The sequence below is a fragment of the Novosphingobium sp. HNCC26DJ243 genome (genome assembly GCF_057180545.1).
Window position 1 is genome coordinate 609510 of the sequence record NZ_JBXUGN010000001.1, and the last position, 25290, is coordinate 634799.

24 protein-coding genes and 1 tRNA gene are annotated in these 25290 nt (G+C 62.7%); 9 read left to right on the top strand and 16 right to left on the bottom strand.

The features are described from left to right. Positions 1–8 precede the first annotated feature (8 nt). The 3 genes from AC2A04_RS02935 to AC2A04_RS02945 all read right to left on the bottom strand — a co-directional run bounded on the left by AC2A04_RS02935 (position 9) and on the right by AC2A04_RS02945 (position 4231). A complete protein-coding gene (locus AC2A04_RS02935; RefSeq protein WP_484210818.1) occupies positions 9–1379 on the bottom strand; it encodes a PepSY-associated TM helix domain-containing protein in 1371 nt (456 codons plus the stop codon). Continuing rightward, positions 1376–3691 (bottom strand): TonB-dependent receptor, encoded by a 2316-nt coding sequence (locus tag AC2A04_RS02940; RefSeq protein WP_484210819.1) that lies wholly within the window; start codon positions 3689–3691, stop codon positions 1376–1378. The genes AC2A04_RS02935 and AC2A04_RS02940 overlap by 4 nt, the downstream gene beginning before the upstream one ends. A gap of 84 nt (positions 3692–3775) precedes the next feature. Beyond that, positions 3776–4231 carry a DUF2946 family protein gene (locus AC2A04_RS02945; RefSeq protein WP_484210820.1) on the bottom strand — a complete coding sequence of 152 codons (456 nt, stop codon included), beginning with the start codon at positions 4229–4231 and terminating at the stop codon, positions 3776–3778. Positions 4232–4350: 119 nt separating this feature from the next. Here AC2A04_RS02945 and AC2A04_RS02950 point away from each other — a divergent pair. After that, positions 4351–4427 (top strand) — tRNA-Met (locus tag AC2A04_RS02950). A 65-nt stretch (positions 4428–4492) separates the two neighbouring features. Here the strand turns inward: AC2A04_RS02950 and AC2A04_RS02955 are convergent. Beyond that, positions 4493–4627: a hypothetical protein gene (locus AC2A04_RS02955; protein ID WP_484210821.1), complete on the bottom strand. Its 135-nt coding sequence runs from the start codon at positions 4625–4627 to the stop codon at positions 4493–4495. Positions 4628–5492: 865 nt separating this feature from the next. Here AC2A04_RS02955 and AC2A04_RS02960 point away from each other — a divergent pair. From AC2A04_RS02960 to AC2A04_RS02970, 3 genes are read left to right on the top strand one after another with little or no spacing between them, the layout of a single operon-like run. Then, on the top strand, positions 5493–7913 hold the full coding sequence (locus tag AC2A04_RS02960) for a TonB-dependent receptor (protein ID WP_484210822.1): 2421 nt from the start codon (positions 5493–5495) through the stop codon (positions 7911–7913). A 41-nt stretch (positions 7914–7954) separates the two neighbouring features. After that, complete coding sequence (locus AC2A04_RS02965; protein ID WP_484210823.1) at positions 7955–8638, top strand: alpha/beta fold hydrolase; 684 nt, start codon at positions 7955–7957, stop codon at positions 8636–8638. Further along, positions 8635–9159, top strand: a complete 525-nt coding sequence (locus AC2A04_RS02970; RefSeq protein ID WP_484210824.1) for a nuclear transport factor 2 family protein — start codon at positions 8635–8637, stop codon at positions 9157–9159. The genes AC2A04_RS02965 and AC2A04_RS02970 overlap by 4 nt, the downstream gene beginning before the upstream one ends. A gap of 18 nt (positions 9160–9177) precedes the next feature. Here AC2A04_RS02970 and AC2A04_RS02975 read toward each other — a convergent pair whose 3' ends face one another. The 4 genes from AC2A04_RS02975 to AC2A04_RS02990 form a co-directional block, all read right to left on the bottom strand. Continuing rightward, a complete protein-coding gene (locus tag AC2A04_RS02975) occupies positions 9178–10245 on the bottom strand; it encodes a serine hydrolase domain-containing protein (RefSeq protein ID WP_484210825.1) in 1068 nt (355 codons plus the stop codon). Positions 10246–10634: 389 nt separating this feature from the next. Then, complete coding sequence (locus tag AC2A04_RS02980; protein WP_484210826.1) at positions 10635–11303, bottom strand: alpha/beta hydrolase; 669 nt, start codon at positions 11301–11303, stop codon at positions 10635–10637. After that, entirely contained in the window at positions 11300–12094 is a 795-nt protein-coding gene (locus AC2A04_RS02985; RefSeq protein WP_484210827.1) for a DODA-type extradiol aromatic ring-opening family dioxygenase, read from the bottom strand. Before AC2A04_RS02985 ends, AC2A04_RS02980 begins: the two co-directional genes overlap by 4 nt. Positions 12095–12149: 55 nt before the next feature. After that, positions 12150–12563 carry a DoxX family protein gene (locus AC2A04_RS02990; protein ID WP_484210828.1) on the bottom strand — a complete coding sequence of 138 codons (414 nt, stop codon included), beginning with the start codon at positions 12561–12563 and terminating at the stop codon, positions 12150–12152. Between the two features lie 206 nt (positions 12564–12769). On the opposite strand from AC2A04_RS02990, the gene AC2A04_RS02995 reads away from it, so the two are divergent. The 5 genes from AC2A04_RS02995 to AC2A04_RS03015 all read left to right on the top strand — a co-directional run bounded on the left by AC2A04_RS02995 (position 12770) and on the right by AC2A04_RS03015 (position 18415). After that, positions 12770–13669: a LysR family transcriptional regulator gene (locus AC2A04_RS02995; RefSeq protein WP_484210829.1), complete on the top strand. Its 900-nt coding sequence runs from the start codon at positions 12770–12772 to the stop codon at positions 13667–13669. 195 nt (positions 13670–13864) lie between these two features. Further along, on the top strand, positions 13865–14863 hold the full coding sequence (gene egtD, locus AC2A04_RS03000) for an L-histidine N(alpha)-methyltransferase (RefSeq protein ID WP_484210830.1): 999 nt from the start codon (positions 13865–13867) through the stop codon (positions 14861–14863). An 8-nt stretch (positions 14864–14871) separates the two neighbouring features. Beyond that, positions 14872–15861, top strand: coding sequence for a zinc-binding alcohol dehydrogenase family protein (locus tag AC2A04_RS03005; RefSeq protein WP_484211675.1), 990 nt, complete (start codon positions 14872–14874; stop codon positions 15859–15861). Between the two features lie 8 nt (positions 15862–15869). After that, complete coding sequence (egtB, locus tag AC2A04_RS03010) at positions 15870–17138, top strand: ergothioneine biosynthesis protein EgtB (RefSeq protein WP_484210831.1); 1269 nt, start codon at positions 15870–15872, stop codon at positions 17136–17138. Positions 17139–17170: 32 nt separating this feature from the next. Next, the gene (locus tag AC2A04_RS03015; protein WP_484211676.1) at positions 17171–18415 is read left to right on the top strand and encodes an MFS transporter; all 1245 of its coding nucleotides are present in this window, start codon (positions 17171–17173) and stop codon (positions 18413–18415) included. Between the two features lie 24 nt (positions 18416–18439). Here the strand turns inward: AC2A04_RS03015 and maiA are convergent, their stop codons facing one another. The 8 genes from maiA to AC2A04_RS03055 all read right to left on the bottom strand — a co-directional run bounded on the left by maiA (position 18440) and on the right by AC2A04_RS03055 (position 25264). Continuing rightward, on the bottom strand, positions 18440–19063 hold the full coding sequence (gene maiA / locus AC2A04_RS03020) for a maleylacetoacetate isomerase (protein ID WP_484210832.1): 624 nt from the start codon (positions 19061–19063) through the stop codon (positions 18440–18442). An 18-nt stretch (positions 19064–19081) separates the two neighbouring features. Continuing rightward, the gene (locus AC2A04_RS03025) at positions 19082–19780 is read right to left on the bottom strand and encodes a fumarylacetoacetate hydrolase family protein (RefSeq protein ID WP_484210833.1); all 699 of its coding nucleotides are present in this window, start codon (positions 19778–19780) and stop codon (positions 19082–19084) included. Continuing rightward, positions 19777–20829, bottom strand: coding sequence for a gentisate 1,2-dioxygenase (gtdA, locus tag AC2A04_RS03030; protein ID WP_484210834.1), 1053 nt, complete (start codon positions 20827–20829; stop codon positions 19777–19779). Before gtdA ends, AC2A04_RS03025 begins: the two co-directional genes overlap by 4 nt. Before the next feature lie 168 nt (positions 20830–20997). Further along, positions 20998–21771, bottom strand: coding sequence for an IclR family transcriptional regulator (locus tag AC2A04_RS03035; RefSeq protein ID WP_484210835.1), 774 nt, complete (start codon positions 21769–21771; stop codon positions 20998–21000). A 97-nt stretch (positions 21772–21868) separates the two neighbouring features. Then, entirely contained in the window at positions 21869–22537 is a 669-nt protein-coding gene (locus AC2A04_RS03040) for an alpha/beta hydrolase (protein ID WP_484210836.1), read from the bottom strand. Positions 22538–22637: 100 nt separating this feature from the next. Next, positions 22638–23069, bottom strand: coding sequence for a VOC family protein (locus tag AC2A04_RS03045; RefSeq protein WP_484210837.1), 432 nt, complete (start codon positions 23067–23069; stop codon positions 22638–22640). Positions 23070–23243: 174 nt separating this feature from the next. Further along, positions 23244–24446: a CaiB/BaiF CoA transferase family protein gene (locus AC2A04_RS03050; protein ID WP_484210838.1), complete on the bottom strand. Its 1203-nt coding sequence runs from the start codon at positions 24444–24446 to the stop codon at positions 23244–23246. Next, positions 24443–25264 carry an HTD2 family dehydratase gene (locus tag AC2A04_RS03055; RefSeq protein ID WP_484210839.1) on the bottom strand — a complete coding sequence of 274 codons (822 nt, stop codon included), beginning with the start codon at positions 25262–25264 and terminating at the stop codon, positions 24443–24445. The genes AC2A04_RS03050 and AC2A04_RS03055 overlap by 4 nt, the downstream gene beginning before the upstream one ends. Between the last annotated feature and the right edge of the window lie 26 nt (positions 25265–25290).

Sequence of the window (25290 nt, forward strand, 5' to 3'; positions counted from 1 at the left end):
CTCTCGCCTCAAGCTTGCAACCCGAGCCAGTGGTTCAGGCGCGGCGTCCGCCGCAGGATCAGGTTTTCGATCAGGAACATCCCGACAAGCGAGATCGCCAGCATCGGCAGCAACGCCGCAAGGACGATCAGCCCCCCCCATACCCCCCGGCCGACCTTCCTCCCCTGCGCCGGTGGCGGTGCGCCAAGCGTTCCGGACGGTCTGCGCCTGCGCCACATCACGAAGCCGGTGACGCTCATCGTGACCAGCATCAACGCGGTAGCGACCCCGACGAGTTGATTGAACAGCCCGAACAGCTGGCCTTCGTGCCAGGCCACCCCATAGCCGACGACCCGGTCAATCGGGTGCTTGTCGGCAAAGGTCTCGCGAGAGATTTCGCGCCCCGTCCGGGCATCGTAGACGATCGAGACGCGCAAGGGCCGGTTTGGCGCTTCGGACCGGACAGCCCAGCCTGGCGCTGCCTTGGTGCCGAACCGTCCGGGCGCGCCGGGCGGCGTCACCACGACTGGAAATGCGAGGTGTTCGCCCCGCGCCTTTGCCACGATCTCCGTCAGGAATGGGCCCGCAGGTCCGTGGCCTTCGTGGCCGGGCACCGCGTGTGACGAATGCGCAGCTCCGGCCATCATCGCGCCATGATCATGCTCTGCGTGTTCGCCCGCATCCGGGGCGCGCCCGCCGATCGTCCAGTCCTGTGCGCCCTTCTGCCAGCCCATTTCGGCACGCCCGACCTTGAACGCGCTACCCCAGACATCGGCCCAGGGCAGGCCGGTTACCAGCAGGACCAGAGCGAGACCGGAAACCCAGAAGCCGGTCACGGCATGCATGTCGCGCCAGGCCGCGCGGGCGCCCAGATGCAGACGCGGCCATACCACGCCTGCGCCTCCCCTGCCCCTTGGCCACCACAAGTACAGTCCGCTTGCGATCATCACGATGGCCCAACTTGCTGCCAGCTCAACGATCCAGCTACCGCGCGGACCGAGCAGCAACTGCCCATGGATGTCGTGGACGACGGCCATGATCCGCCACTGTGGATCGAGCGATCCCATGACGTCGCCTTGCGGAGACATGAATACGTCACGCATCGTGCCGTCACGCAATCCGATGTGTACCATGGCCGCATCGCCTTCGGCCCGGGGCAAGCGGTAGGAATGGAAGCTCGAACCGGAAAATGCCTTCAGTGCGGCAGCGACCTGATCGTCAGGCGAGACGGCGTGATACATCGGATAGTCGGCATAGAACCGCTCCTCCCATGCCTCGACCTCGGGCTTGAACAAGTAGATCGCGCCGGTGACCGACAGCAGGACGACCATCGGCATCACGAACAGCCCGGCATAGAAATGCCAGCGCCAGATCGCGCGATAGAGCGACGCGCCGCTCACAGCCGCCACCCGGCTTCGATAATGAACGTGCGTTGCGGATAGGGGTGAAACACCCAGGCCCTGTCGTTGGTGAGATTGTCGACACCGGCCGACACGCGCAGCGCCTGGGTTACGTTCCAGTTCACCCGCGCATCCAGTGCGAACAATTCGGAGGTGAAGCCGAAGGTATCGCCGCGCTGCAGGCCGAACAGGTCGGTGTTGGGCCGGCTCGCATAGCGCATGCCGAGCGAGGCGACGACCGTGTCGGACAGGGCGTAGCGAAGATTGCCGTTGATCCGCCAGCGCGGAATGCGCGGAAATTGCACGCCTTCTGCAAGCGGATTGGACGGGTTGCGCAACGTCCTTGAATCAATCCACGCGCCATTGATATCCATGTCCACGCCATCTATCGGCCAGTCGCGCATCTCGCCGATCAGCTCGAAACCGTATTGCCGGGTCAGGGCGATGTTCTTGAAGCTGCCGGTGGTCACGCCGTTCTGATTGAAGCCGGTGAAGGCGAAGATCGTGTCACGCACGCGCTGGTAAAAGGCCGATCCGGTCAGCTTGATGCGCCCGAAATCATGGCCCACCAGCAGATTGGCATCCCGGCTTCGTTCCGGACGGAGGTTGGGATCGAAGCTGTTGACGTTGAAGGTGCCGTCGCCATTGAGGCTGCCCTGAAACAGTTCGCCGACCGTCGGATAGCGCGTCGCCGTGGCAAGGCTCACTTGCACTGAAGTGCCATCCGCAAGGCGGTATTCAAGCGACAGGCTGGGATCAACCGAATCCTTGGTACGCGCAACGTAGACGTTGGAGATTGTCTGGCCGGCAAGCACCCCCGTGCCAATCCGGGCCAGACCCCCGCGATAGGCGCGCCAGTTGTCATAGCGCACCCCGCCAGTAACGGTCAGAGCATCGAACAGCAGGCGGGCCTCGGCCCAGGCAGATATCTGGCGGGTGCGTCCCAAAGTGCGGGTCGCGAAGGTCTTGCCCGCTGCGCTCTGCCAGTTGCCAAGGTTGTAGCGCGTCTGATCGGTGCGGTAGGCATTTGCGGTGAAACCCAAGGCCAGTTCACGTCTGTCGGTCTTGTTCTCGAGCGTCAGGTCACCGGTCCACCAGCCGGTAGGTCCCTGCCCCGCAAGCGTTCCTGCGCCGTTGGTCTTTCCGGTAGCATAGCCGTTTGACGTGAAACCGTCAGAGCGCAGGATCTGGTAGGTCGAGACACCCAGCCGCGCGGTCGTGTCTTCGCCCAGCGGTGCTGCAAGCTTCAGCCCGGCCAGCAATTCGTCCCGAAGCGTTTTCGAGAATGTCACGCCTGATGCCGTGTAGGCCTGCGATCCGATGATGACCCGACCCTCGCAGACCACGTTGCCGCCCGCATCTCGCAAGTAGCAGTCAGGCGCCGTCTGGCTGTCCTCGTTATGCCAATAGGCAAAGAGCAATTGCCCGCTCAGTGCCCCATCGTCATAGCCGATCTTGAGCTTGGCCTGTTCCTGCGTGATCCTCGCGGGAGATTGCGCGGCGAAATAGGGGTTGGAGGCGGTGCCTGGCGCAGCGGGTATGCCGGTGCCGGCGGCGGCGGCCCGGACATGTTCAGGATCGACGATAGCGCCGGAGACCGCCGTACCACCGGTGCCGTTTACGGGCGACAGGCCAAGGAACGTCATCGGCTGACCGGTGTTGCGAAAGAAGCGGCCGGTCAGTCGCGCCGACCATGGCCCATCCTGCTGCTTCAGGCCGAACCCCGCTTCAGCCGAACCGCCCCAGTAGCTGTCATGCGTCGAGAACTCGTCATAGGGCTGAGCGAAGCCCTGCACGGTCGCAAACGCTTCAGTAGCCTCGGGTTCACGCGTGGAAATGTTGACGATCCCGCCCATCGAGTTGCCGACATAACGCGCGCTATAGGGACCGTAGACGATATCGAACTGTTCGACCTCACCCGGCCCTACCACGCCCCACTTGGGCGCGAACCCGAAGCTGTTGCCGAGGAAGTTGGAAACGACGAACCCGTCGACCATGACCAGCGTCCTCGCGCTCTGGGTCGAATGGGTTCCGCGAAAGCCCGGAACACCATTGCTGTCGCCCGGGTAGCGTTTGCGCACGAAGAAGTCGGGCGCATACTTCATCAGGTCTTCGGTGTTGAACGCGTTGATCGCGGCGAACTGCTCCTGCCCAAGACTGACAGAGAGGCCGCGAGGCTCGATCTCGATCGGCGCATCGCGCTGCCCGACCACAAGGATCGATATTGCGGGGGTTTCGGCGGTCTCTTCCTCGGCAAGTGCTGGCGTGGTGACGACAAGCGCAGTGGCCAGCGCAGTCAGGGAAATCTTCATGTAGGTCGTATCCGTCTTCCGGCCCGCGCCGGTCGCTCGCGCGGGCTGCTCAACAAGGCCGCTTGATAGCGGCAGGCTGTGCTGTCAGGAGAAGACGGGCGGTGCGCGCAACGGAGGGCGAATTCGCCGCCCTGGCGTAATCAAGGGCAGCGTTACAGGCAGGAAACCCAGCAGGGCGATGAACGCGAGTGCCAGCGCCAGCAGCACCGGATCAGCGCCCGAAACCCCCGCAGCACAATGCCCTGCGAACGAGCAACTTTCACCGGATTTGGATTTCGACGATCCGCGCTCAACCTGCTTTGCCGGAATGACGATTTCGCGCGAAACGGCATGATCGCCGCTGGCGTCGGCACAGATGGCGACGGTGAGCACCCGGTTGCCGGTCTCGATCATGAAGCCCGCCGGCACCAGCGCCTTGATGGCAAGCGCAAGCACGATGACCGCAAAGGCCATGCCGCGCCGCGCCGCCAGGAAGTTCCGTAGTGCCCCCATGATGCCCGCGCGCTTAGCCGCTTGGCGCGCGCCTGTCACCGCCAGCACGCATTAAAAGTTCGTGAGCCAGACTTGTCGCAAAAAATCCCGCGAACCCGGTTGACCACTCCCCCGCCTCCGGTTAGGAGCGCGCCCTGTCTTGCAGACATAACCAATCTGCATCAAGGGGCGGAGTAGCTCAGCTGGTTAGAGCAGCGGAATCATAATCCGCGTGTCGGGGGTTCGAGTCCCTCCTCCGCTACCAACTAGATCACAGAAAAATATATTGTTTATGGCGCGCGTTGATGCAGCGTCTGTTCCAACCCCTGGCTATTCTCGCGTCGGGGCACGCACGAGCGCCACAACGAGCAGCGCGCTGCCGGAGCCGAACGCCGCCAGCGAGATGCCGAGTACGATCTTGCGGAACAGCTTTTGCGCCAGCAAGTGCTGAATGTCGCTGAACATCGGGAATGGCTGCAATGGCACGCGGTGCCTCGGGAATGCGACGCACGATCACGCGCGCGCCAAGAGCAACCGGAATGCCGATCGCTACCACGATCTTCATTGCAACGCCCCACCCGAATGTTTGTGCTGCAAATCCGGCTTGCATCATCCCGAGCGCAACGCCCGACAATCCGCCAGTCTGGAAAATGCTGAACGCCGTCGCGATTTCGCTCGGCGTAATTCTCGGCAATGATCGAGAAGCTTGCGGGGTAACAGCCCGCCTAACCTACTCCCACCAGCATCCTTGCCACAATCAGCGCGGCGAATGTGCCTGGAAGGCCCGATGCGATCGTCATCAGGCTCCAGAGGAACACGCGATCGGCATAAGCCACGCATTCATGGCACGATCTGCGATACGACCGATGGGTACTCCGAGCATCGCGTAGAAAAGGGAGAACGCGACCCCGTCAGCAGCCTCACCTGACCGTCAGTCAGCACGAATTCGCGCTACATCGGTTCAAGTATAAACAAAATAGATATGCGGGCCGATGTAGTTGAGCAGATTGATATCCGAAATAATGACCAAGAGTGCTTACCAAGTGTGTTCACTGTTAGGCAGCGCAACAAACTTCGCACCAGTATAGCCGTGGCTCATCTCGATCTCACCTCATCACCGCGCGGCAATCGTTTGCAGTAAAGCCACGCTCCAAAGGCCGTTCCTGCATAAAGAAATGTTTTGACATTATGCAACGGCAGGAGCAAGTCTGTTTCACAGATGACCAAGTTGATCCGCTTGTGAAACAGGTGCATCAAATGGCTTCCGCGGAACGCACCGGTGCGAAACGAAAACATAAGCTTTCCGGCAAACATGGAGAGGATTTCAGATATGAGCAAAATTCACGGGCTCCTGCGCCACACTTCTGCGTTCACCGAGCTTGCATCGGTCCGTGCTCCGCGTCAGGCGGGAGCAGGAAAGGGCGCTTTTGGCGTGATGGCATGCCTGCTGGCGTCAGCAGCGACCCCATGCCTTGCCCAGGCTTCGCAGCCTGCAGAGCAGGCAGACACGGGCTCAGCCGATGGCCAAGTCACCACAACCGGCGAAATCCTGGTGACGGCAACGCGTCAGGCGACATCGCTAAGCAAGGTCCCGATGAGCGTTGTGGCAATCACGCCTCTGCAGATGGACAAGCAGGGCCTGCGCAACATCAACGATATCACGCGCGTCACACCCGGCATCGCTCTTACGCCTTCCGCCAATGGCGGCGGCGTCGCGGGTACCAATACGGTCATCTCAATTCGTGGGATCAGCTCGGTGGTCGGCTCGCCGACGACCGGCATCTACATCGATGATACGCCGATCCAGTCGCGCCCGCTTGGCAGCGCGAACAACGTCTATCCGCAGCTTTTCGACCTTGAACGTGTGGAAGTTCTGCGTGGACCGCAGGGCACGCTGTTTGGCGCCGGCGCCGAAGGCGGCGCCATCCGCTTCATCACGCCGCGTCCCGGTCTCGACAGCTTTTCGGGCTATGCGCGCGGCGAACTTGCGTTCACGCGCGGCGGCGCGCCGACGTATGAGCTTGGCAACGCCTTCGGAGGACCGCTGGTTGAAGACCGTCTCGCGTTCAGAGTCAGCGCCTGGTATCGTCAGGAAGGCGGCTATATTAACGAAATCAACGAGTTCACCAACCAGATCACGGCCAAGAATGCCAACACGCATTCAAGCTACGCGTTGCGCGGCGCCCTGACCTGGAAGGCAAGCGAAAACTTCTCGGCCACGATTTCGACGACCTACCAGAACGAAGAACGCGACGATAACAACTCGTTCTACACGACGGTTTCCAACCCCGGCAAAAGCGATTTCAATGCGACGCGCCTGTTCCCCTCGCCGTCGCACGACAGGTTTGTCCTCTCCAGCCTCGACCTGAAGTACAACGGGCCCTCGTTCGACATCATCTCGTCCACTTCGTACTTCAATCGTCGCGCCGACCTGTACCAGGACTACACCCACTTCATCTCGAGCGTGCTGTTCGGGTTCCCCTACATCTTCCCACAGGGCAGCCTGGAATCCGCGAACCTTGAGGACCATCAGAAGAACTGGTCGCAGGAAGTCCGTATCCAGTCGCACCCCGGCGGCCGTCTGAACTGGGTGATCGGCAGCTTCTACGGTCACTCGAAGCAGACGAGTTACCAGCTCAACAATGACCCCAATCTCAATGCGCTTCTTGCGACATTTGGCGTGCCGCCGCTTCCGCTGCTGCCGGGCGACCATGCTCTGGAGCAGACGCTGGGCGCAACCGACGTGCAAAAGGCCGGGTTCGGCCAAGCCGACTACGAGATCCTGGATGGCCTGAAGCTGACCGCCGGTATTCGCATTGCCAAGGTCGACGTGTCCGCTTTCCGCGAGGCTATCGGACCAATCGCGGGCGCTAATGCCAGCTATTCCGCCAGGACCTCGGAAACGCCGGTCACGCCCAAGTTCGGCATCTCTTATCAGGCGAGCAGCAACACGCTGCTCTATGCCACCGCCGGCAAGGGTTACCGCATCGGCGGGATCAACGGCCCGCAGCTCTCGTTCTGCGACGCAACGCTTGCGCAGATCGGCCTGAAGTCCACCCCGGGTTCTTACAAGTCGGACAGTCTGTGGTCTTACGAGGTCGGTGCAAAGTCGAAAATGCTCGATGGCCGCCTCAATGTATCGGCCAGCGCGTTCGACATTCGCTGGAAGAACATCCAGCAGTTGGTAAGCATCGCCGCGTGCAAAGGCTCGTTCATCGTCAACGTCGGTGCGGCTCGGAGCGTCGGATTTGATCTGGCAGTCGATTTCCAGGTGAATTCCAACTTCCGCCTCGGTACCAGCGTGGGTTACTCGGATGCCCATCTGACGCAGGACTTCCAGGGAACGCCCGGTGCAGGCGGTGCGCCAACATACTTCGCCCGCAAGGGTGATCGGGTCGGCGGTCCGCCGCTTACCGCGACTGTCTCGGGCGATTATGAGCAGCCGGTGGGCGACGATCGCAGTGTCTATTTCCACACCGACTTCCAGCACGTCAGTAGCGGTCCCGAAATCGACTACACGCTCTTTGGTGCAGATCCGAAGGCGCGCCGTTCCGACTCGTTCGAACAGCTCAACATCCGCGCGGGCTTCCGTGTCAAAGGTCTCGACATCTCAGCCTTTGCCACCAACCTGCTGGATAGTGCACCGATCATTAGCCGGACGCGTGGATCGCTCGGTCCGTTCGACGATCTGTTCACCGCCACCACCATTCGCCCGCGCACGATTGGCGTGACGGGAACGTACCGCTACTGACCAACCGCGCAACCGGCATCACCCGAGATGATCCGCAAGACATGGCAAACGTAGTTCTCGTACCTGGCGGATTTCACGGTGGCTGGTACTTCACACCAATGCTCGGCGGGCTTCGGTCCGCCGGGCATAGCGTGCACACCATAACGTTATCGGGACTTGGGGGCACAACCACGCCGAAAGTGCCAGCGATCAATCTCGAGACGCACATCGCCGATGTCGTCGCGCTGATTGAGGACGAGAAGCTGGATGATGTGGTGCTGTGCGGGCACAGCTATGCGGGCCTTGTAATTGCCGGTGCGGCGGATCGCCTTCACGGCCGCATCCGCACCCTTTTGTTCCTCGACGCAATCGTGCCACACGACGGGGACTCGGTGTGGTCCTTGTGGAATACGCAGCAGCGCGAGGCTTTCATCGCCAATTCTCCCGACGGAATCGTGACCCGACCTCCGCCTGGTGTCGATCCTCGCGCGCGGGCCCATCCGCTTGCATGCTTCCTGCAACCGCTGTCGTTGACCAGCACTGATTACGGCGTCCGTGATCGCGTCTTTGCATGGTGTAGCGCATGGCATGACGGCCCTTACCGCGCCGTGCACCAGCGCGTGAACGACGAAGGTGGCTGGGACGTCCACGAGCTCGACAGCGGGCACGATTTCATGAAGGACAATCCTGCAGCGGCAGAACGGCTTATCCGCGCCGTTGCAGATGGTGCCGGGGCTCAATCGTGACCGATCCGGCGATTGCCGAGTTGTCCGCACTCGACGCGCGCCTGACGCAACTTGAAGACCGGCTCGAAATCCTCAACCTCATGGCAGGGCTCGCGTACAGTTCGGACACGACCGACCAGGCGTTTGAGAACCACGCTTACCACGACGATTGCGTGATGGACCGGAACGACGCCGCCGACCCCATCATCGGCCGCGAAGCGATCGTCGCGATCATCGGTGGCCAACAACATGCCAAGGCGATTCAGGCGGGAATGGTCCATTTCGCCGGACTTCCGCTCGTGCGGATCGAAGGCGATCGCGCCGTCGCCACCGGCTATCTCCAGATCGTCGTACCTGTCGAACAGGGCCAGCGCTTGGCACTTGACGGCTACGGCGAGACCGCTGGTCTTGCGGTATGGCGTTTGACGGCCAATCGGTGGGAGCTGGCCAAGGACAGCAATGGCTGGCGCGTGACCGGCAGAATCATTCGCAGTGTGCCCAGCGCGGAAATAATGCAGTTGATGGCACCGAGCCTGCGCTGAGGCGCGGTGCCCATCGTTCTACTTGCCGTCGGTCAAGGCCGCCTGCAGCGCCATCATTTCCGGCCAGACGGCAAAGGCGTCCTTGGGCTTGAACAGAAACAGGAAGCCGTAGCGGCCTGTGGCGCTGTCGAGCCATGGGTAAGCGCCGAACGCCCCGATGCTCGAATTGCGCGTGCAATTGTGCGCAGCGTCCCAGGCTTCGCACCAGTTGCCAAGGCTGTAGTGGGCATTGACCAGCAAGGCAGCGCCGGTCGGGTGCATCGTCGCATTGGCAGTCTGGTCGCTCAGCATTTCGGCCACGGCAGCGGACGAGAGCACCTGACGGCCATCATAGCTTCCCTTCTGGGCGAGCATCCTGAGGAAGCGCATGTAATCGTCAGCGGTGCTGACCGCGCCGCCCTGCAACGTCGGATTGTTCGTTTCGGCCGGCGGCGGCGGAGCAGCCCCGAACTTCATGAACGTCCAGTAGGTGTCCTTCATGCCCAACGGACGGCCGATGCGCGACTGGAAGGCTTCCTCCCAGCGCTGGCCGGTTACCGCTTCGACGACAGCTCCTGCGACCTGGAACCCCGGCGCGCCATAACGGAAGTCGGTGCCCGGTCTGGCAATCGGTGGGCGCGCCAGCACTTCGGCCGCCGACTGCGCCAGCGTCACCCGGTGATCCTGCTTGAGCTCATAGAGATCGCCGAGCCCGCCGGCGATGCCCGAAGTCTGCGACAGGAGCTGGCGGAGCGTGAGCTTTCCGGCATCTCCCTTGATCTGCGGCAGCCAGGTGCTGATAGGCTTGTCGAGCGAGACTTTGCCTTCATCGACCAGCGACATGACAACGGCTGCCGTCAGCCACTTCGATGCAGAAGCGATCGGATATTGCGTATCGGACGAGATGGCCCCGACATCCGCGCGGACGGTGGGCCCGCCGACCGATGCATAAGAGACAGTCAGTCCGGAAATACCCTTTGCGACAATGGCTTCTGCAGCGGCATTGGCGGCGGGCCCGAACACGACCGGCGCCTGGGCGCGCACCGGGGCCTGGGCTAGCGCAATTGCAGATGCCATGGCGGCGAGTCCGAAATGAAGTGACTTCATCGTCATTCTCCTGTCCGCGCGGCCCCTATGGCGTGCTTGTCACAACGCTAGGGCGCAGCGCCGGGTTGATTTCTCGTGCTGCGGCTTGCACTGTTTCCGTGGAAGCGTGAAGGGCGTCAAACGTCCGCTCTTCACGGACATTTTGTCGCCCCTCGTTCGCGTGAGGCCGCTGCGAACCCTTCGCAGGATCGCTTTGAGCAATGGGACGCTTACGAAGTTCATGGTCGGTGCCATAGCCGTCGCGCTCGCAAGCGCGCGGGCGGGAACCGACCAGTTCGAGGTAAAAGGCGAGATGACCGACAGTATCAGCGAGAGCGTCGGCCAAGCCGCGAGCCACACCAGAATGACTTGCACGGCGCGCGGATGCCAGTTGGATGGATGCAAGCGCCTCATGGCCGCGCGACCTGAGATGTGTCTAGGTTTGCCATCAGGAATGTGACCATGTCCTCGATCTGTGCGGCATCGATGCTGTGCCCCTGATCTGGCCTGACCCGCAGTTCTACGGGGTATCCGGCGGCCGCGAACGCCTGCAACGCTTGGCGAGCTTCGGCCAGCGGTATGACCGCGTCCTGTGCTCCGTGACTCAACAGAACCGGGGATTTGCGCGCTGCGTCGGAGGTGATCTGCGTTGCAAGACGCCCGGCAAATGCAACCACTGCCGCAGGCGGCTCACGCGTTGCGGCGATCTGCAAGGCGATGATCGCACCCTGGCTGAACCCGACAAGTGCGACGCGATCGGCAGGAAGACCAAGCGGCGCGCGGATGCTGTCGACCATCGCGGTGATCGCAGGAATGCTCGCATCCACCCGCCCGCCGCGATTGGCCTCGGTGACCCCGCGCACGCTGAACCATTGCCGCCCAGAAGGGCCCATGTCGAAGCGATCGGTGCCATCGGGTGCGGCGACCGCCACATCGGGCATGGCCTTTGCGATCGCCTCCACGAGTGGCTGCATGGCTGCGGCGCTGCTGCCGACGCCGTGGAGGATCACAACCAGTGCCTCGGCGCGACCTGTGGGCAGACGCAACAAGCCGGCAAAGTCTTGGGTGATCGTGTTCATTCGATTCCTCCGAAAGCATAGGCGTCCATGCGCAGCACCGCGTGGGTGGTGCTGGCATGGAGCCGCCTGGAATGGGGCCCCTCACCGGCTGCGCCGAGCGCGACAAACAGCGGCAGGAGGTGTTCCTCGGTCGGATGATTTCGGCGCGCATTGGGGGCAAGGTCACGATAGGCGACAAGATCGTCTATCCGCGATGACGCCAAAGCCGCGTCGAACCAGTCCGCAAACGAAGTTACCCATTCGGGTTCGGCATAGTCCTCGAACCCGCGATGCGCGCCGAAGCTGGACAGATCGTGGGTGAACGAGCCCGAGCCCACGATGAGCACGCCTTCTTCGCGCAAGGGTGCCAAAGCGCGGCCCAAAGCGAGATGGTGCTCGACACCCTGTCCGTATTGCACCGACACCTGGACCACGGGCACGTCGGCTTCGGGATACATCAGCATCAGTGGCACCCAGGCGCCGTGATCCAGACCCCGGCGTGGATCGATCCCGGCAGGAAAACCAGCGTCAGCAAGCACTTCGACGACCCGCTCGGTCAAGTTGGCATCGCCACGTGCCGGGTAGCGCATTTCGTAGAGCGCGCGGGGAAAGCCGCCGAAATCGTGGATCGTCTCAAGCGCGCCTGGCCCGGTGACCATGGGACTTTGCGTTTCCCAGTGGGCCGAAACCATCACGATGGCCCGCGGCCGCTCGGGCAACCCGGCCGGCACACCGGCCATGAAACCCTTTGCCGGCGCGTCCGACAACAGCAGCGTCGGTGCGCCGTGGCTTACGAACAAGGTGGGAAGCATGATCTGTCTCCTTGAGGGCAGGACTTTCGCCCTGCCCGATTTGGGGTAAACCTGTTCAGGCCGCAGACTTTCCGACGCTAGGACGCAGAGCAAATGCACCTTCGCCGATCAGAGCCTGTGCCACCAGCGCAGCGATCCAGAACGCGGGGTATTCCCAGCCGCCCTTTGGCGCATCGAAGAAGAAGCCGTTGGCAGCGTGGACGGTCACAATCGTCCCCAGCAGCACGAATGCGAGTGCGACGGCAGCATGGCGGGAAAATACGCCCAGCAGGAGAGCAAGACCGCCGAGAACTTCGGCGGCGATGGTCAGGTAGGCAAGCGGACCGGGTAGGCCGATGCTCTGGAAGAACTGCGCCGTACCTGCAGGCGTGAAGACGAACAGTTTGAGGCCTGCGTGTGCGAGGAAAAAGGTTCCGGATACGGCCCGCAGGATGAAGGCACCGTAGGGAGCAAGGCGTGTATCGATCATCGTTCAAATCCTTTGTGAGAATGTATGCTTCGTTGTGTCCCGGCTTAACTGCACGCTTTTACGGCCTTCGCACATTCCCTGTTTGCGCCTGTTAGCTATGCAAAAACGCATAGGTGGATTGAACTATCGAGCCGTGCGTGTATGAGTTTTGCATAATCAGCGAGACTACCGACGAGCGCTGTCTCCGCCGCGTGAGGACATTACCCATGCTCGATTGGGATGAGTTGCGGAGCTTTCTTGCCGTTGCGCGTCATGGCAGCCTGTCGGCGGCGGCGAGGTCATTGCAGGTCACGCAGTCCACTATGGGGCGACGGCTCGAGGCGCTTCATCAGCGCAGCGGCGTGCGGCTGCTGCAGAAGACGCCAAGCGGATATGTCCTGACCCCGGCGGGCGAGCGCGTGCTTGCGAGCGTAGAGCGGATGGAGGCCGAGGCCTTTGCGATCGAACGCTCGATTACCGGCGAGGACGCGCGCATTGCCGGCGAAGTCCGGATCACCACCGTCGAGACGTTTGGCGCACGGATACTGACGCCGCTGCTGCAACCATTGCTGGCGATGCACCCTGACTTGCGCATCGAACTGATCACCGCAACGCGATCGCTCTCGCTGTCGCGGCGCGAGGCCGATATCGCGCTGCGCCTTGCCCCTTTCGAACAGCACGAAGCCGTCGTGCGCAGGATTGGTGACATGGCCTTTGCCGCCTATGCGGGCCTGTCGTACCTTGAGGCGCACGGCTTTCCCGATTTCCAGCGCGGCGCGTTGGGCCATGCTTTGGTGACGCTGCAGGAAGACCTTGCGCTCCTGCCCGAGGCGCGCTGGCTGGCGCAATTGGCCCCGCAGGCCAGAGTACAACTCAAGACAAACAGTCGCGACGCGCAATTGCAGGCGGCTACTTCGGGATACGGCGTGGCCGCCCTGCCCTGTTATCTGGCCCTTGACGAACCAGGCCTTCGGGAACTGACGGCGCCCAACCAGCGGCTCGTCCGTGGCATCTGGCTGGGGGTGCACAAGGACACGCGTCATGTGCCGCGGATAAGGCTGGTGATCGACACGATCGTCGAGGGCTTGCGCGGACAGGCCAAGCGCCTTGTTCCTCCTGCCCTTTAGACGACATCCCGGAACGCGAAGTCGCACGGATCGTTGGCGGCAGGCGATCATGGAGTTCCGGACCATCCACCAGCACTGCTGCCTGCGCAGAAGACTTTTTGTCCTGACAGATCGTCCAGGCGTGCCCATTCCCGCTTCGGTCGCTACAGCCTACAGCAGGACCAGCGGTGCCCTCCAAGCCTACAGGACCTCAGCATGGAACTGACCACAAGCCCGGACCTTGCACCCGATGGCGCGGAGCGGGATGATTTCGACACTGCTCGCAGCGACGCCCACGACGACTTCCTGCAGGAGATGCTGGCCGGGCTTTCGGCCAGCCAGAAGGCCATTCCCTGTCGCTTCCTCTACGATCAGGCAGGCTCGGCGCTGTTCGACCAGATTTGCCTTCTGCCCGAATACTACCCGACCCGCACCGAACGCAGGATCCTGTCGGATCATGCTGCCGATATCGCGGCCGCCATCGGGGACAACGTGCGCTTCATCGAACTCGGCGCAGGGTCGGGCGGCAAGGCCGAACTGCTGCTCGACGCCATGCCGGGGGCGCGAGGATATGTTTGCGTCGATATCTCGCCGGTCCCGCTTGAACATGCGGCAGCCGGGGTTCGCCGTCGCTATCCCGCCATCGACGTCCGGCATGTATGTGGAAACTATCTGGGGGAACTCGTCCTCCCCTCGGGCGGTGACCTGCGCGACGTCTGCTTCTTTCCCGGATCGACGATCGGCAATTTCGAGCGCGCCGACGCGGAGGCATTTCTCGCGCGGTGGCGCGACCGTCTCGGGCCCGGTGGAATGATGCTGATCGGTGTCGACCTCAAGAAGGATGTCGCGGTGCTCGAACGCGCGTATGACGATGCCCAGGGTGTCACCGCGCAGTTCAGCCTCAACCTGTTGCGGCGCGCCAATCGCGAACTGGGCGCCAACTTCGACCTCTCGGACTTCCGCCACCGCGCCCGCTATATGGGGGAACCCGGCCATATCGAGATAACGCTTGTCAGCCAGAGGCTCCAGACCGTGAGCCTTGGCGGCAAGTCGTTCAATTTCGCCCAAGGCGAGGCGATCCATGTCGAGAATTCTCACAAATACGGCATCGATGAATTCAAGAACCTTGCACGTCGGGCGGGCTTTGCCAGCGCAGGCGTCTGGACCGACGACGATGACCTTTTCAGCGTGCACCTGCTGCGCGCGACGCATTGACCGTGGCGATGGAGGGGGCCCGCACGATGCGCGCAGCGGTGTTGCGTCGTCCCGGCGCAGCTGAAGCCCTGCAAGTGGAAACCCTGCCCGTTCCAGATCCATCAGATGGCGAGGTGTTGATCAAGGTCGAGGCGTTCGGGATCAATCGCTCCGAACTGTTTACCCGGCGTGGCCAGTCTCCCGGCGTGAAGCTGCCGCGTGTGCTCGGAATCGAAGCGACCGGCATCGTGGCGGCGGCACCGGGCAATCCGGATCTCGCTCCGGGCGACAAGGTGATGAGCGTGATGGGCGGCATGGGCCGCGCCTTCGACGGTGGATATGCCGAGTACGTTTGCGTGCCAGCGCACAACGTGCGGCGCATCGAAACGGCTCTGCCCTGGCCTGTCATGGGCGCTTTGCCCGAGATGCTCCAGACTGCCTGGGGCGCATTGTTCACCGCGCTCGATTGCCAACCCGGCGAACGCATCCTGATCCGCGGTGGCACGACCTCGGTGGGACTGGTCGCTGCGCAACTGGCCAGCCGCAAGGGCCTTGTCGTTGCATCGACGACCCGCCAGCCCGACCGGCTCGCATTCCTTGCCGAAAGAGGTGTGCATCATCCGCTTCTCGATCGGGGGACGATTGCCGGAGATTTGCGCTGCATCTGGCCGGATGGTGCGGACAAGGTGCTGGAACTCGTCGGGACCGGTACCCTGCTCGACTCCCTCAACTGCGTTCGCAAGGGCGGCACCGTCTGTATGGCGGGCATGGTAGGCGACAACTGGACCTTGCCCGATTTCGAGCCGATGATGGCCATTCCCTCGGGCGTGCGTCTCACGACCTATTCGGGCGATGTGGAGGACTTTCTGGCGATGCCGCTGCAGGAATTGCTCGACGCCGTCACAAGCGGCGAACTTGTGCCTCCTCTTGGACCGACCTTCCGTCTTTCCGATATCGCCGAGGCGCACCGGTGCATGGAAGGCAACCATGCAATGGGCAAGATCGTGGTGATCCCGTGACGCAGCCAATGCCACTTGAAGCTCCTTCAATCCCGACGACCGGGACCTTGCACGACCGCTTCGCTGCCGTCCGGCAGTTGACCGAAAGTCTGGCGGCGCCGCTGTCCGACGCCGATGCGACGATCCAGTCGATGGCCGATGCCTCTCCTGCCAAGTGGCATCTGGCGCACACCACGTGGTTCTTCGAAACGTTCATCCTGCGCGATCATGTGCCCGGCTACCGCTTGCACAGCGAGCAGTGGCCGTTCCTGTTCAACAGCTATTACGAAGCCGAGGGCGCACGCATGACGCGCGCCGCGAGAGGAATGCTTTCGCGCCCGTCGCTGGCAGACATCATCGACTATCGAGAAGCTGTCAGCGCAGCGCTGCTGCGCGTCATCGATGACTTGCCCCAGAGCGTGCTCGCCCTTGTGGAGCTGGGCTGCCATCACGAACAGCAGCATCAGGAACTGCTCCTGACCGACATTCTCCATGCCTTTTCGACCAACCCCCTCGAATGCGCCGTGTGGCAGCGGCCCCGCGCATCGGTGCCTGATCCGACGCACCCTGTCAGTTGGAACAGAGGTGCCGATGGACTTGTCGAGATCGGTTTCGATGGCGGCAATGCCGGCTTTGCCTTCGATTGCGAGGGTCCGCGCCACACCACTTTCCTGCAGCCGCACGAAATCGCGGATCGGGCCGTCACTAACGGCGAATGGCTCGAGTTCATGGCGGATGGTGGCTACGATGATCCCCGCCTCTGGCTGTCCGACGGCTGGGCATGGCGGCAATCGCACGGCATTACAGCCCCGCTCTACTGGCGCGGGGATGAGGGGGGCTGGTCCAGCTTCTCTCTCACAGGCCGCCATACGGTCGAACCGGCGGCACCGGTTTGTCACGTCAGCTTTTACGAGGCGGACGCGTTTGCGACATGGGCCAACGCTCGCCTGCCGACCGAAGCCGAGTGGGAGTGCGCCGCGCGGCCGCACGATTCCTTTGGCGGCAACCAGCTTGATGCAGGCGGCGACATCCGTCCACGCCCAGCGCGTGACGGTGCGGGATTCTTCGGCGACGTATGGGAATGGACCGGCAGCGCCTACCGCCCCTACCCCGGCTTCCGTGCAGCAGAGGGCGCCATTGGCGAATACAACGGCAAGTTCATGAGCGGGCAGTCGGTCTTGCGCGGCTCAAGCTGTGCCACCCCGCGCGGCCATTCGCGCGCGTCGTACCGCAACTTCTTCTACCCGCATCACCGCTGGCAATTCATGGGCCTTCGTCTCGCAAGGGACGTCGCGTGACCGCCCAAAGCCATTGGCCGCAAAGGCGTGCGATGATCGCGGTCGGTCTGTCTACTATCGTCGAGTGGTACGATTTCACGCTTTGCCTCTACTTCGCTCCGACGCTTGCGCGCGTGTTCTTCGGCGCGGACCAGGAAAGCCTGGGCAAGACGCTGGGCGGCTTTGCCATCGCCTATCTTATGCGGCCGCTCGGCGCGATCGTGTTTGGCCAGTTCGGTGACCGGCGCGGGCGCAGGCCGACTCTGCTGCTGTCGATGTCGCTGATGACGATCGCCATGCTCGCGCTTGCGGTTTTGCCCACATACGACCAGATCGGCCCAGCGGCGGGCTGGCTGCTGATCGTCATGCGCTGCCTCATGGGATTCAGCGTGGGCGGCGAATATCCGGCGGTCGTGGCCTATCTGTTCGAATCCGCACCGCCCCACAGCCGCGGGCTCGTTACCTCGAGCGCAGCGGCCGCGAGCGAGGTCGGCGGACTGATGGCGGTTGGCCTCTGTGCCTGGCTTACCGCAACGCTTCCTGTCCAATCGCTCGACACATGGGGCTGGCGCATACCATTCGTTTTCGGTGCCCTGCTCGCTGCCGCAATCTGGCTGGCGCGCCGGATCATCCCCGAGCCGCCCGGCTTCCTGTCGGATCAGGTCTCGCGCCCGCGACGGGCGTCCCCGATGGGCGATGCGCTCATCCACCAGCGCAAGGGCATAGGGATTGGCTTTGCCATCTCGGCTCTGGGGTCGATCTCCTATTACGTCGGCATCACGTATGTGCCGTCGTTCATGAAGCTGGTCGGCTGGCCGGACGATGCGGTCGCACTTGGCCTTTCGACCATAGCCGCGCTGGTGGTGATCGTCGTAACGCCTTGCGTCGGTTGGCTGTCGGACCGGATAGGCCGCAAGGCAGTGCTGATTGCGCTCTGCGTCGCTTGTGCGGCTCTGCCATTTGCGATGTTCTCGCTGATCGCGGGCGGCGAAAGGACAACGGCGATGATCGCCGTCATGGTGCTCGCAGCTCTTGCCGGTGGCGTCAGTGCGGTTGGTGCGGTCGCCACGACGGAGCAGTTTCCCGCGCACGCCCGACTCAGCGGCCTGGCGCTTGGGGCCACGACCGCCACGGCGATCTTCGGTGGGGCCGCGCCCTATGCCGCCTATCTGCTCCAGACGTGGTCGGGGGCGAGCGGCACCCCCGGCATCATGATCGCAATCGTTGCAACAGTTTCGGGCCTTGTGCTGCTACGCGCCATGCCGGGCAGGACTGCATCCGCACCGCGCCAAGGTTGATTCTGCCTGATATCCGGAACGCGTTCATTCCGCGTCAGGCTGGATCTCCGGGCGGGCGCGCTGGAATGCGTCCAGCGCGAGGCAGCTGGCTTCAATCCCGGAAATCCGCGCGCTGATAGTGGCGCCAAAGCGCCTGGCATTCACGAGTTGCGGGACGAGCACGATATCTGCCAGTCCGGGCGTGTCGCCGAAACAGAAAGGCCCGGCATTGTTGGGCAGCAGCGCTTCGAACGCAGCGAGACCTTCCTCGATTACGTCGCGTGCCCAGCCATTTACGGCATCCTCATCCCACCCGCTCGCCCGCAGGCGGGCAAGGACCTTGAGGTTCTGCACCGGGTGAATATCGCAGGCGATGACTTGTGCGGCAGCCCGCACCTTGGCCCGCGCCAAGGGATCTGCCGGCAGAAGCGCTGGCTCGGGATGCGTCTCGTCGAGATATTCGCAGATCGCGAGCGACTGCGTGAGCACTTCATCGCCCACGACGAGCGTCGGCACCAGCCCTTGCGGATTGAGCGCGAGGTATTCGGGCGCCCGATGCTCTTTCTTGCGCAAGTGGTGGGATACGTTTTCGTATCCCAACCCCTTGAGCGACAGGGCAAGCCTGACCCGGTACGATGCAGTTGAGCGGAAGTAGCCGTGCAGAATCATTGCCTTGTCCGTTCTGTCTCAGTCCTGCGCCGCCGGCGCGACCGTGACTTCGGTTGCGCTCAGGCCGTCAATGGCAACGACGATCACGTCGCCCGGCACAACCGCGCCAACTCCGGCGGGCGTCCCGGTATAGATCAGATCACCCGGCTCAAGGCGATAGAGTTCGGACAGGAAGCGGATGATGTCCTCGACCGGCCAGATCAGATCGGCGATGTCGGCCGACTGCTTCGTGGTGCCGTTGACCGTGAGGGTGATCGCACCGGTGGACACGTGGCCCACTTCACTGACCGGATGGATCAGTCCGAGCGGCGACGATTCCTCGACGTTCTTGCCCGAATCCCACGGACGGCCCTGCTCGCGCGCCTTGAGCTGGAGATCGCGGCGCGTCATGTCGAGACCGGTCGCATAGCCATAGACATGGCTGAGTGCGTCCTCGGTGCTGATGTTGCGGCCGCCCTTGTCGATCGCAACGACGAGCTCTGCCTCATAGTGGAAGTTGGCGGTGCTCGACGGATAGGCGATCGGCTGGCCCGAAGGAACGACGGTTTCAGCCCACTTGGTGAAGAAGAACGGCGGATCGCGATCGGGATCCTTGCCCATTTCGCGCGCGTGCTCGGCATAGTTGCGGCCGACGCAGAATACGCGGCGAACCGGGAAGTCGTCGCCGGTGCTGGTCTTGGCAAGGACGGCAGGCTGGGGCTGGAAAAGCAAAGTCACGCACGAAGCTCCCTGTAGAGATGCAGTTTTTCCTGGCTGGCCTTGTCCGAGAAGGCGAACAGGATGAGATCGGAATTGGCCTGGATGCGAAGTTCGTTCCACGACGGGACGGCCAGCACATCGCGGACGGCAAGCGGGTGATCGGTGCCGGAAACATTGGCCACGCCCTCGCCTTCGACCACAACGAAGACCGTGCCATCGCTCGACCGGCGCGGGCTGGTTTCAAACCCCTTGGGAATGAACCGGACATGCGCCGAAATCGTAGGCATGACCGAACCGCCGTCGGCTGGATTGATGAACTCGAGCGCATGGCCGAGGTGCGGATCGATTTCCGAACCACTCGCCAGCGACATCAGGTTTTCCCGCCAAAGCGCGAAGGGATAATGGAACAGTGGCTGGTGCGCCGGACGGCGGTCAGCCACGGAGCCGCGCATCGGACGCATGTTGCCGCCGTAGCGCCGCAGGGTGTCGCCCGCCGGAGCCGTCTCGGCATGGACCTTTTCGGGCAGGCGCTCGGCAAACGAGGCGTCAAACAGGCGCACGGTGGGGATGTCGAGGCCATCGAGCCAGATCATCGGCTTGTCAGTGGGATTGGCGTGGTCGTGCCACTGCATGCCCGGCGTCAGGACGAGATCGAACGGACGCATGATCGCCTTCTCGCCATCCACGGTCGTGTAGGCGCCTTCGCCTTCCATCACGAAGCGCAGCGCGCATTGTGCGTGGCGGTGGCAAGGTGCGATCTCGCCCGGAAGGATAAGCTGCATGCCGGCATAGAGGCTCGGCACGATTGCCGACTGACCAGCGATACCGGGGTTCTCAAGGATGAGAACGCGGCGCTCGGCCTGCTCTGCGGAGATGATGTCACCCGCCCGCATCAGGAAATCACGGATGGAGTCATAGCCCCATTTATGGACCTGCGCGGGGCTGCGCGGCGTGACTTGCACGAGATCATGCAGAACCTCCCACAAGGGAGTCAGCCCTTCCGGAGCCATCTTGTCATAGAGATCCTGCAACAAGGCGCGCTGCTCGTTGCTGCCATCATGGGCCATTGCCGTCGCTCTCCCCAGAATCACCCACGGCGTGGGCCAAATCCGGGACCCGCCGTGGTCGGACCCCTGTCGGCCGGACAGCAGTGCTGGCGGGCGATCGGTTCATCCGTGAACGCGGGTTACCCCAAGACTTTGCGCATTGTCAAACATATTGGATATTGCGCAATACTATTTGGCAAGCGGCGAAATGCCCACCATCCCGCTGATTTCCTCGCAAACCTGACGCAGTCCGCTTTCGGACGCAGCGTGACGCTTCTCGTCCGATCCGGCGAGCGAGATCAATGTCGCGACGAGGATCGCATTGCCCTGCAGGTCGAAGATCGGAAACGCCTTGGCATCGAGCCCCGGGATCAGCGTACCACCCACATGCGCCCTGCCTTCGCTGCGTACGGACGCCTTTATGGCTTCAATCCGCGCGGCGTCGATTGCCTTGTTCAGGGCGACGTCGTCGGCAATGAACGTCTCGGTCTCCTGCTCGGGTCGGAAGGTCAGGAACACCTGTCCCGTTGCCGAATTCACGATCGACAGGACCGAACCCAGGGAAAGCGCCGTTACGATCGGTGGACGCCCCATATGCCAGCGCACGATTGTCGGCCCCGATGGCCCGAGCGCGGCAAGAAGCACGGTCGAGCCGGACGACGCGCAGAAGTCGCCCAGCTTTTCATCTGCAATGCGGAAGACGTCGATCCGCGCCAGAGCGCTCAGGCCGAGCCGAAGTGCGGCCGGTCCGAGATCGTAAGTGCCGTTGGCGGCCTGCTGCACCATCCCTGCCTCGGTGAGGCTGGCGAGGTAACGGTGCGTCTGGGAAGGCGAAAGTCCGCAACCTTTCACAATCGCGGCCAGGGGCTTTGCTCCACCCAGTTTGGCCAGGGTGTCGAGCACATGCATCCCGATTTCGACTGACTGAATTCCTGCGCGCTTCTTGGGGCCCGTCTCAGCCATTCCAACTCCGTCACCTTGATGCGCCACGCCGGACGCGTTCGATCGCGACGTTGAGCCGAACGCGAGGCGGGCGTCAACCGCGCTCGCGCTCGCCAAGTCAGTTCGCGGCGGTCTCGAGCAACAGATTGAGCAGGAGATGCGGGGCCTGGTTCATTATGTCGTGCCCGCAGCCGAGCTTGTGAGTCTGCCAGCCGTCCTGGCCGGCAACGCGCTCGTGGATGGCCACAAACGGGCTGTTTTCGTCTGCGGCGCAAAGCGCATAGACCTTGCGCTCTACATCATAAGGCGCGCCCGAGAATCGAACCGGCTGCAGGAAGGTTGCGAGCGGATGTGCGCGTGCCCGCGGATCGACTCCTGGCGGCGCGGCAGTAACCAGTCCATCGGCCGAAGCGGCTATGAACATGTCGCGCACTGCCGGAGGCCAAGTGTTCCAGACCGAATCCCCGTCGTTTGGAACGAGCGCGTCGAGAAACAGCAGGGTGCCAATACGTCCGGGCAGCCGATCGGCGGCTCCGGCAATGACCAGCCCGGCGTAGCTGTGACCGCACAGGAGCACGTTCTCGAGGCGCTCGGCCTCGATATAGCTGACCACATCCTCGATATGCGTGTCGAGATTGATGGCTGCGGTCTGGCGTCCCTCCGGCCCGCCGAGACCGGTCAGGGACAGCGCATGAACGTCATGGCCGGCAGCGCGAAGCTGCGGAAGGATGGGCGAAAAATACCAGGCGCCATGAAAGGCCCCGGGAACAAGCACGATCGTTGCCATTGGCATTCCTCTCACATGCAGACAGGGGCCGCCGACTGCGTCGGTCGGCCCCGGAAGTCAGGCAAGGCAGGCATGGCGTCGCCCTGCGCCTGCCAAATTTTTACAGACCGGAAAACACGCCGGGCTGGTGGACTTCGATCACGTTGCCGTCCGGATCGTTCAGGAACACCTGATACCAGCCCGGAATGGCCCAGCAGCCATAGTCCGAATAGCGGATGCCAAGTTCATCGCAGCGGCGCATGAAGCCCTTGATGTCATCGGTGCGGAAGCAGAAGTGCCCGTGCGACATCGGGTTGACCGACTGCTTCATCTTGAAGCCGGTGTCGACGTCGCGCTCGGCCCAGTGAAATTCGATGTCGCCGTCGGTAAGGAAATCAACCTTGCCGGTGTAGGCACGGTCTTCGCGCTCACGGCTGATGACGGTGTGATCGTCATCCTTGATCGCCCCCAGTTCGAACAGGCGGGTGTAGAAACCCGTGAGGCGCGGCAGGTTGTCCGTGCACAGGTTCATATGGTGGAATTTGAACTTCACGTCTGTCTCTCCTGTCCAAAGCGTCTTTTTGGCGGTCCGATGTAACCATCTGGCCTGCAGCAAGGCTGTTCCCAGCGCACCGCGCAGCGTTCCTCGAGGGATTACGCCAAACCTGGCACAATTCAAACCAAATTATCATATGCACACGCTTTCCTGCACATATGAAATATCAAATCATTGGTGCGAAACTATTGCGCCGTCCTTGATCATTGCCTCGATCGCGCCATCGTCGTAGCCGATCTCGCGCAGAACCGCAGCGCTCTCCCACCCCTTGGGTTGTGCGGGGGAGCCCATCGGGAGATTGGCTTCGTTGACGAGGATCGAGGGCCGGATCGCGATCGTGCGCCCTTCGGTCGGGTGATCGTCTTCACGAAGGAGGCCAACGGCGGTCAGATGCGGATCGTTCGGCAAGGTATCGAGCGTGTGGCACGGCTTGCAGGCGATGTCGGCAGCCTGCATCAGTTCGAGCCATTCGGATGTCGTACGCTCGAGCAGCGGGGCCCCCCGGACCTCGAACCATGCCACGACATTGTCGGCGCGTGCCGACACCGAATTGAAGCGCGCATCGTCGACCAGATACCCCCGACCGGAAACCTGCAGAAACGCCCGCACCTGCTTGTCGGTATTCACGGTGAATGAAATCCAGCCGTCGGCGGTCTGCACAGGCCGGTTATGCGGGCTCAGCAGGCGCCGGTCACCTGCCGGGCCTACCGGCGGATCGAACGAATGTTGCGCGAGATGCTCTTGCAGCATGAACGCCGACATCGTCTCGAACATCGGAATCTCGAGCTTGCAGCCAACGCCAGTCGCCTGCTTCTGCATCAGTGCGGCAACGACAGCGCCGGACGCGATCTCCCCGACCACGTGATCGCAGACCAGCATCGGCACATAGGCCGGGGCGCCGTCGCGTTGCAGGAACAGCCCGGTAACCCCTGATGCCGCCTGGATCACGCTGTCATAGGTCGGCTGCCCGGCGTAGGGGCCTTGCGAACCATAGCCCGTGATCAGGCAATAGACCTTGTCGGGATAGCGCGAGCAGACCTGGTCGGGACCGACGCCGAGCCGGTCAAGCGCCTGAGGCCGCAGATTGGCGATGACCGCATCCGCCGAAGCGACCAGCCGGTCGAGCACTTCACGACCCGCTGGCGTCTTGAGATTGCAGCAGATGTTGCGCTTGCCGCGATTGAGATGAAGGTAGGTGCCGGAATGCTCGCCGGTGGGCGATTGCCCGCCAAGCCCCCGCATCAGGTCCCCCTCGGGGTTCTCGAGCTTGATCACCTCCGCGCCATATTGCGCCAGACGGGCAGTCGTGACCGGCCCGACTACAACGCTGGTCAGGTCGAGAATGCGCATTCCCTTGAGCGGGGCGAAGGTCATGAGATCTCCAGTTCAACTTCGGCAGCCACCTGCCCGGCATCATCGTGAACCCTAACCTGCCAGCCACCGTCGATTGCGGTCGCGGCAAGTGTAAGGGACCGGTCGCAGAACAGCGGCAGGCGATTCGTGATTTTCAGCCGGCTCGGCGTGACGGCAAGATCGCAACGCAGGAATTCGGTGATGAGCAGCGTCACCAGCCCGCCATTGACGACGAGGTCAGGAAAGCCCTCGACCTCGGTAGCGTGCGCGCGGTCGATGTGGATCTTGTGCGAATTGAACCCGAGCGCCGAATACTGAAACAACATGATGGCGTCGGGAGTGACCGTCCGCATCACATCGGCGTTGATTGCAATCTTTTCCTGATTGCGATGCTGGTAGCGCGCAGGTGCCATCAGCACGAAGATCTGGTCCTCTATAACCAGGGCTTCGTCGCGGTTTGCCGATCGCAATTCGTGCCGCACGGTCACGATGGCGCGCGCGGCGTCGGCTTCGCCCTTCTGGCGCAGATCAGCCAGCGAACTGATCCGCAGGAGAGGCTCACCAACCGCAATATTGCCAAGGAAGTGCACTTCGCGCCCCGCCTGCAACAAGCGCGGAAGCCCGAGATCAGGCATGGGCACGCCGAGGCCGGGATATCCGTCAGACCGCAGATCAGAACGGCGCGTCGCAGCGCCCAACGCCGGGAAGTGCCAGCCGCGCGGAATATTGTCGCAAGCCTGCGACCCCGGCGTCGCGAGATCGAGCATTGCCGCGATCTTCGCCAGCACGGCGGAATCGATAGATTCCTCGACGACGCGAGCCTGTGCGTTTGCTGTCATTGCCCCGCCCTGTCCGCAAGCGCGCC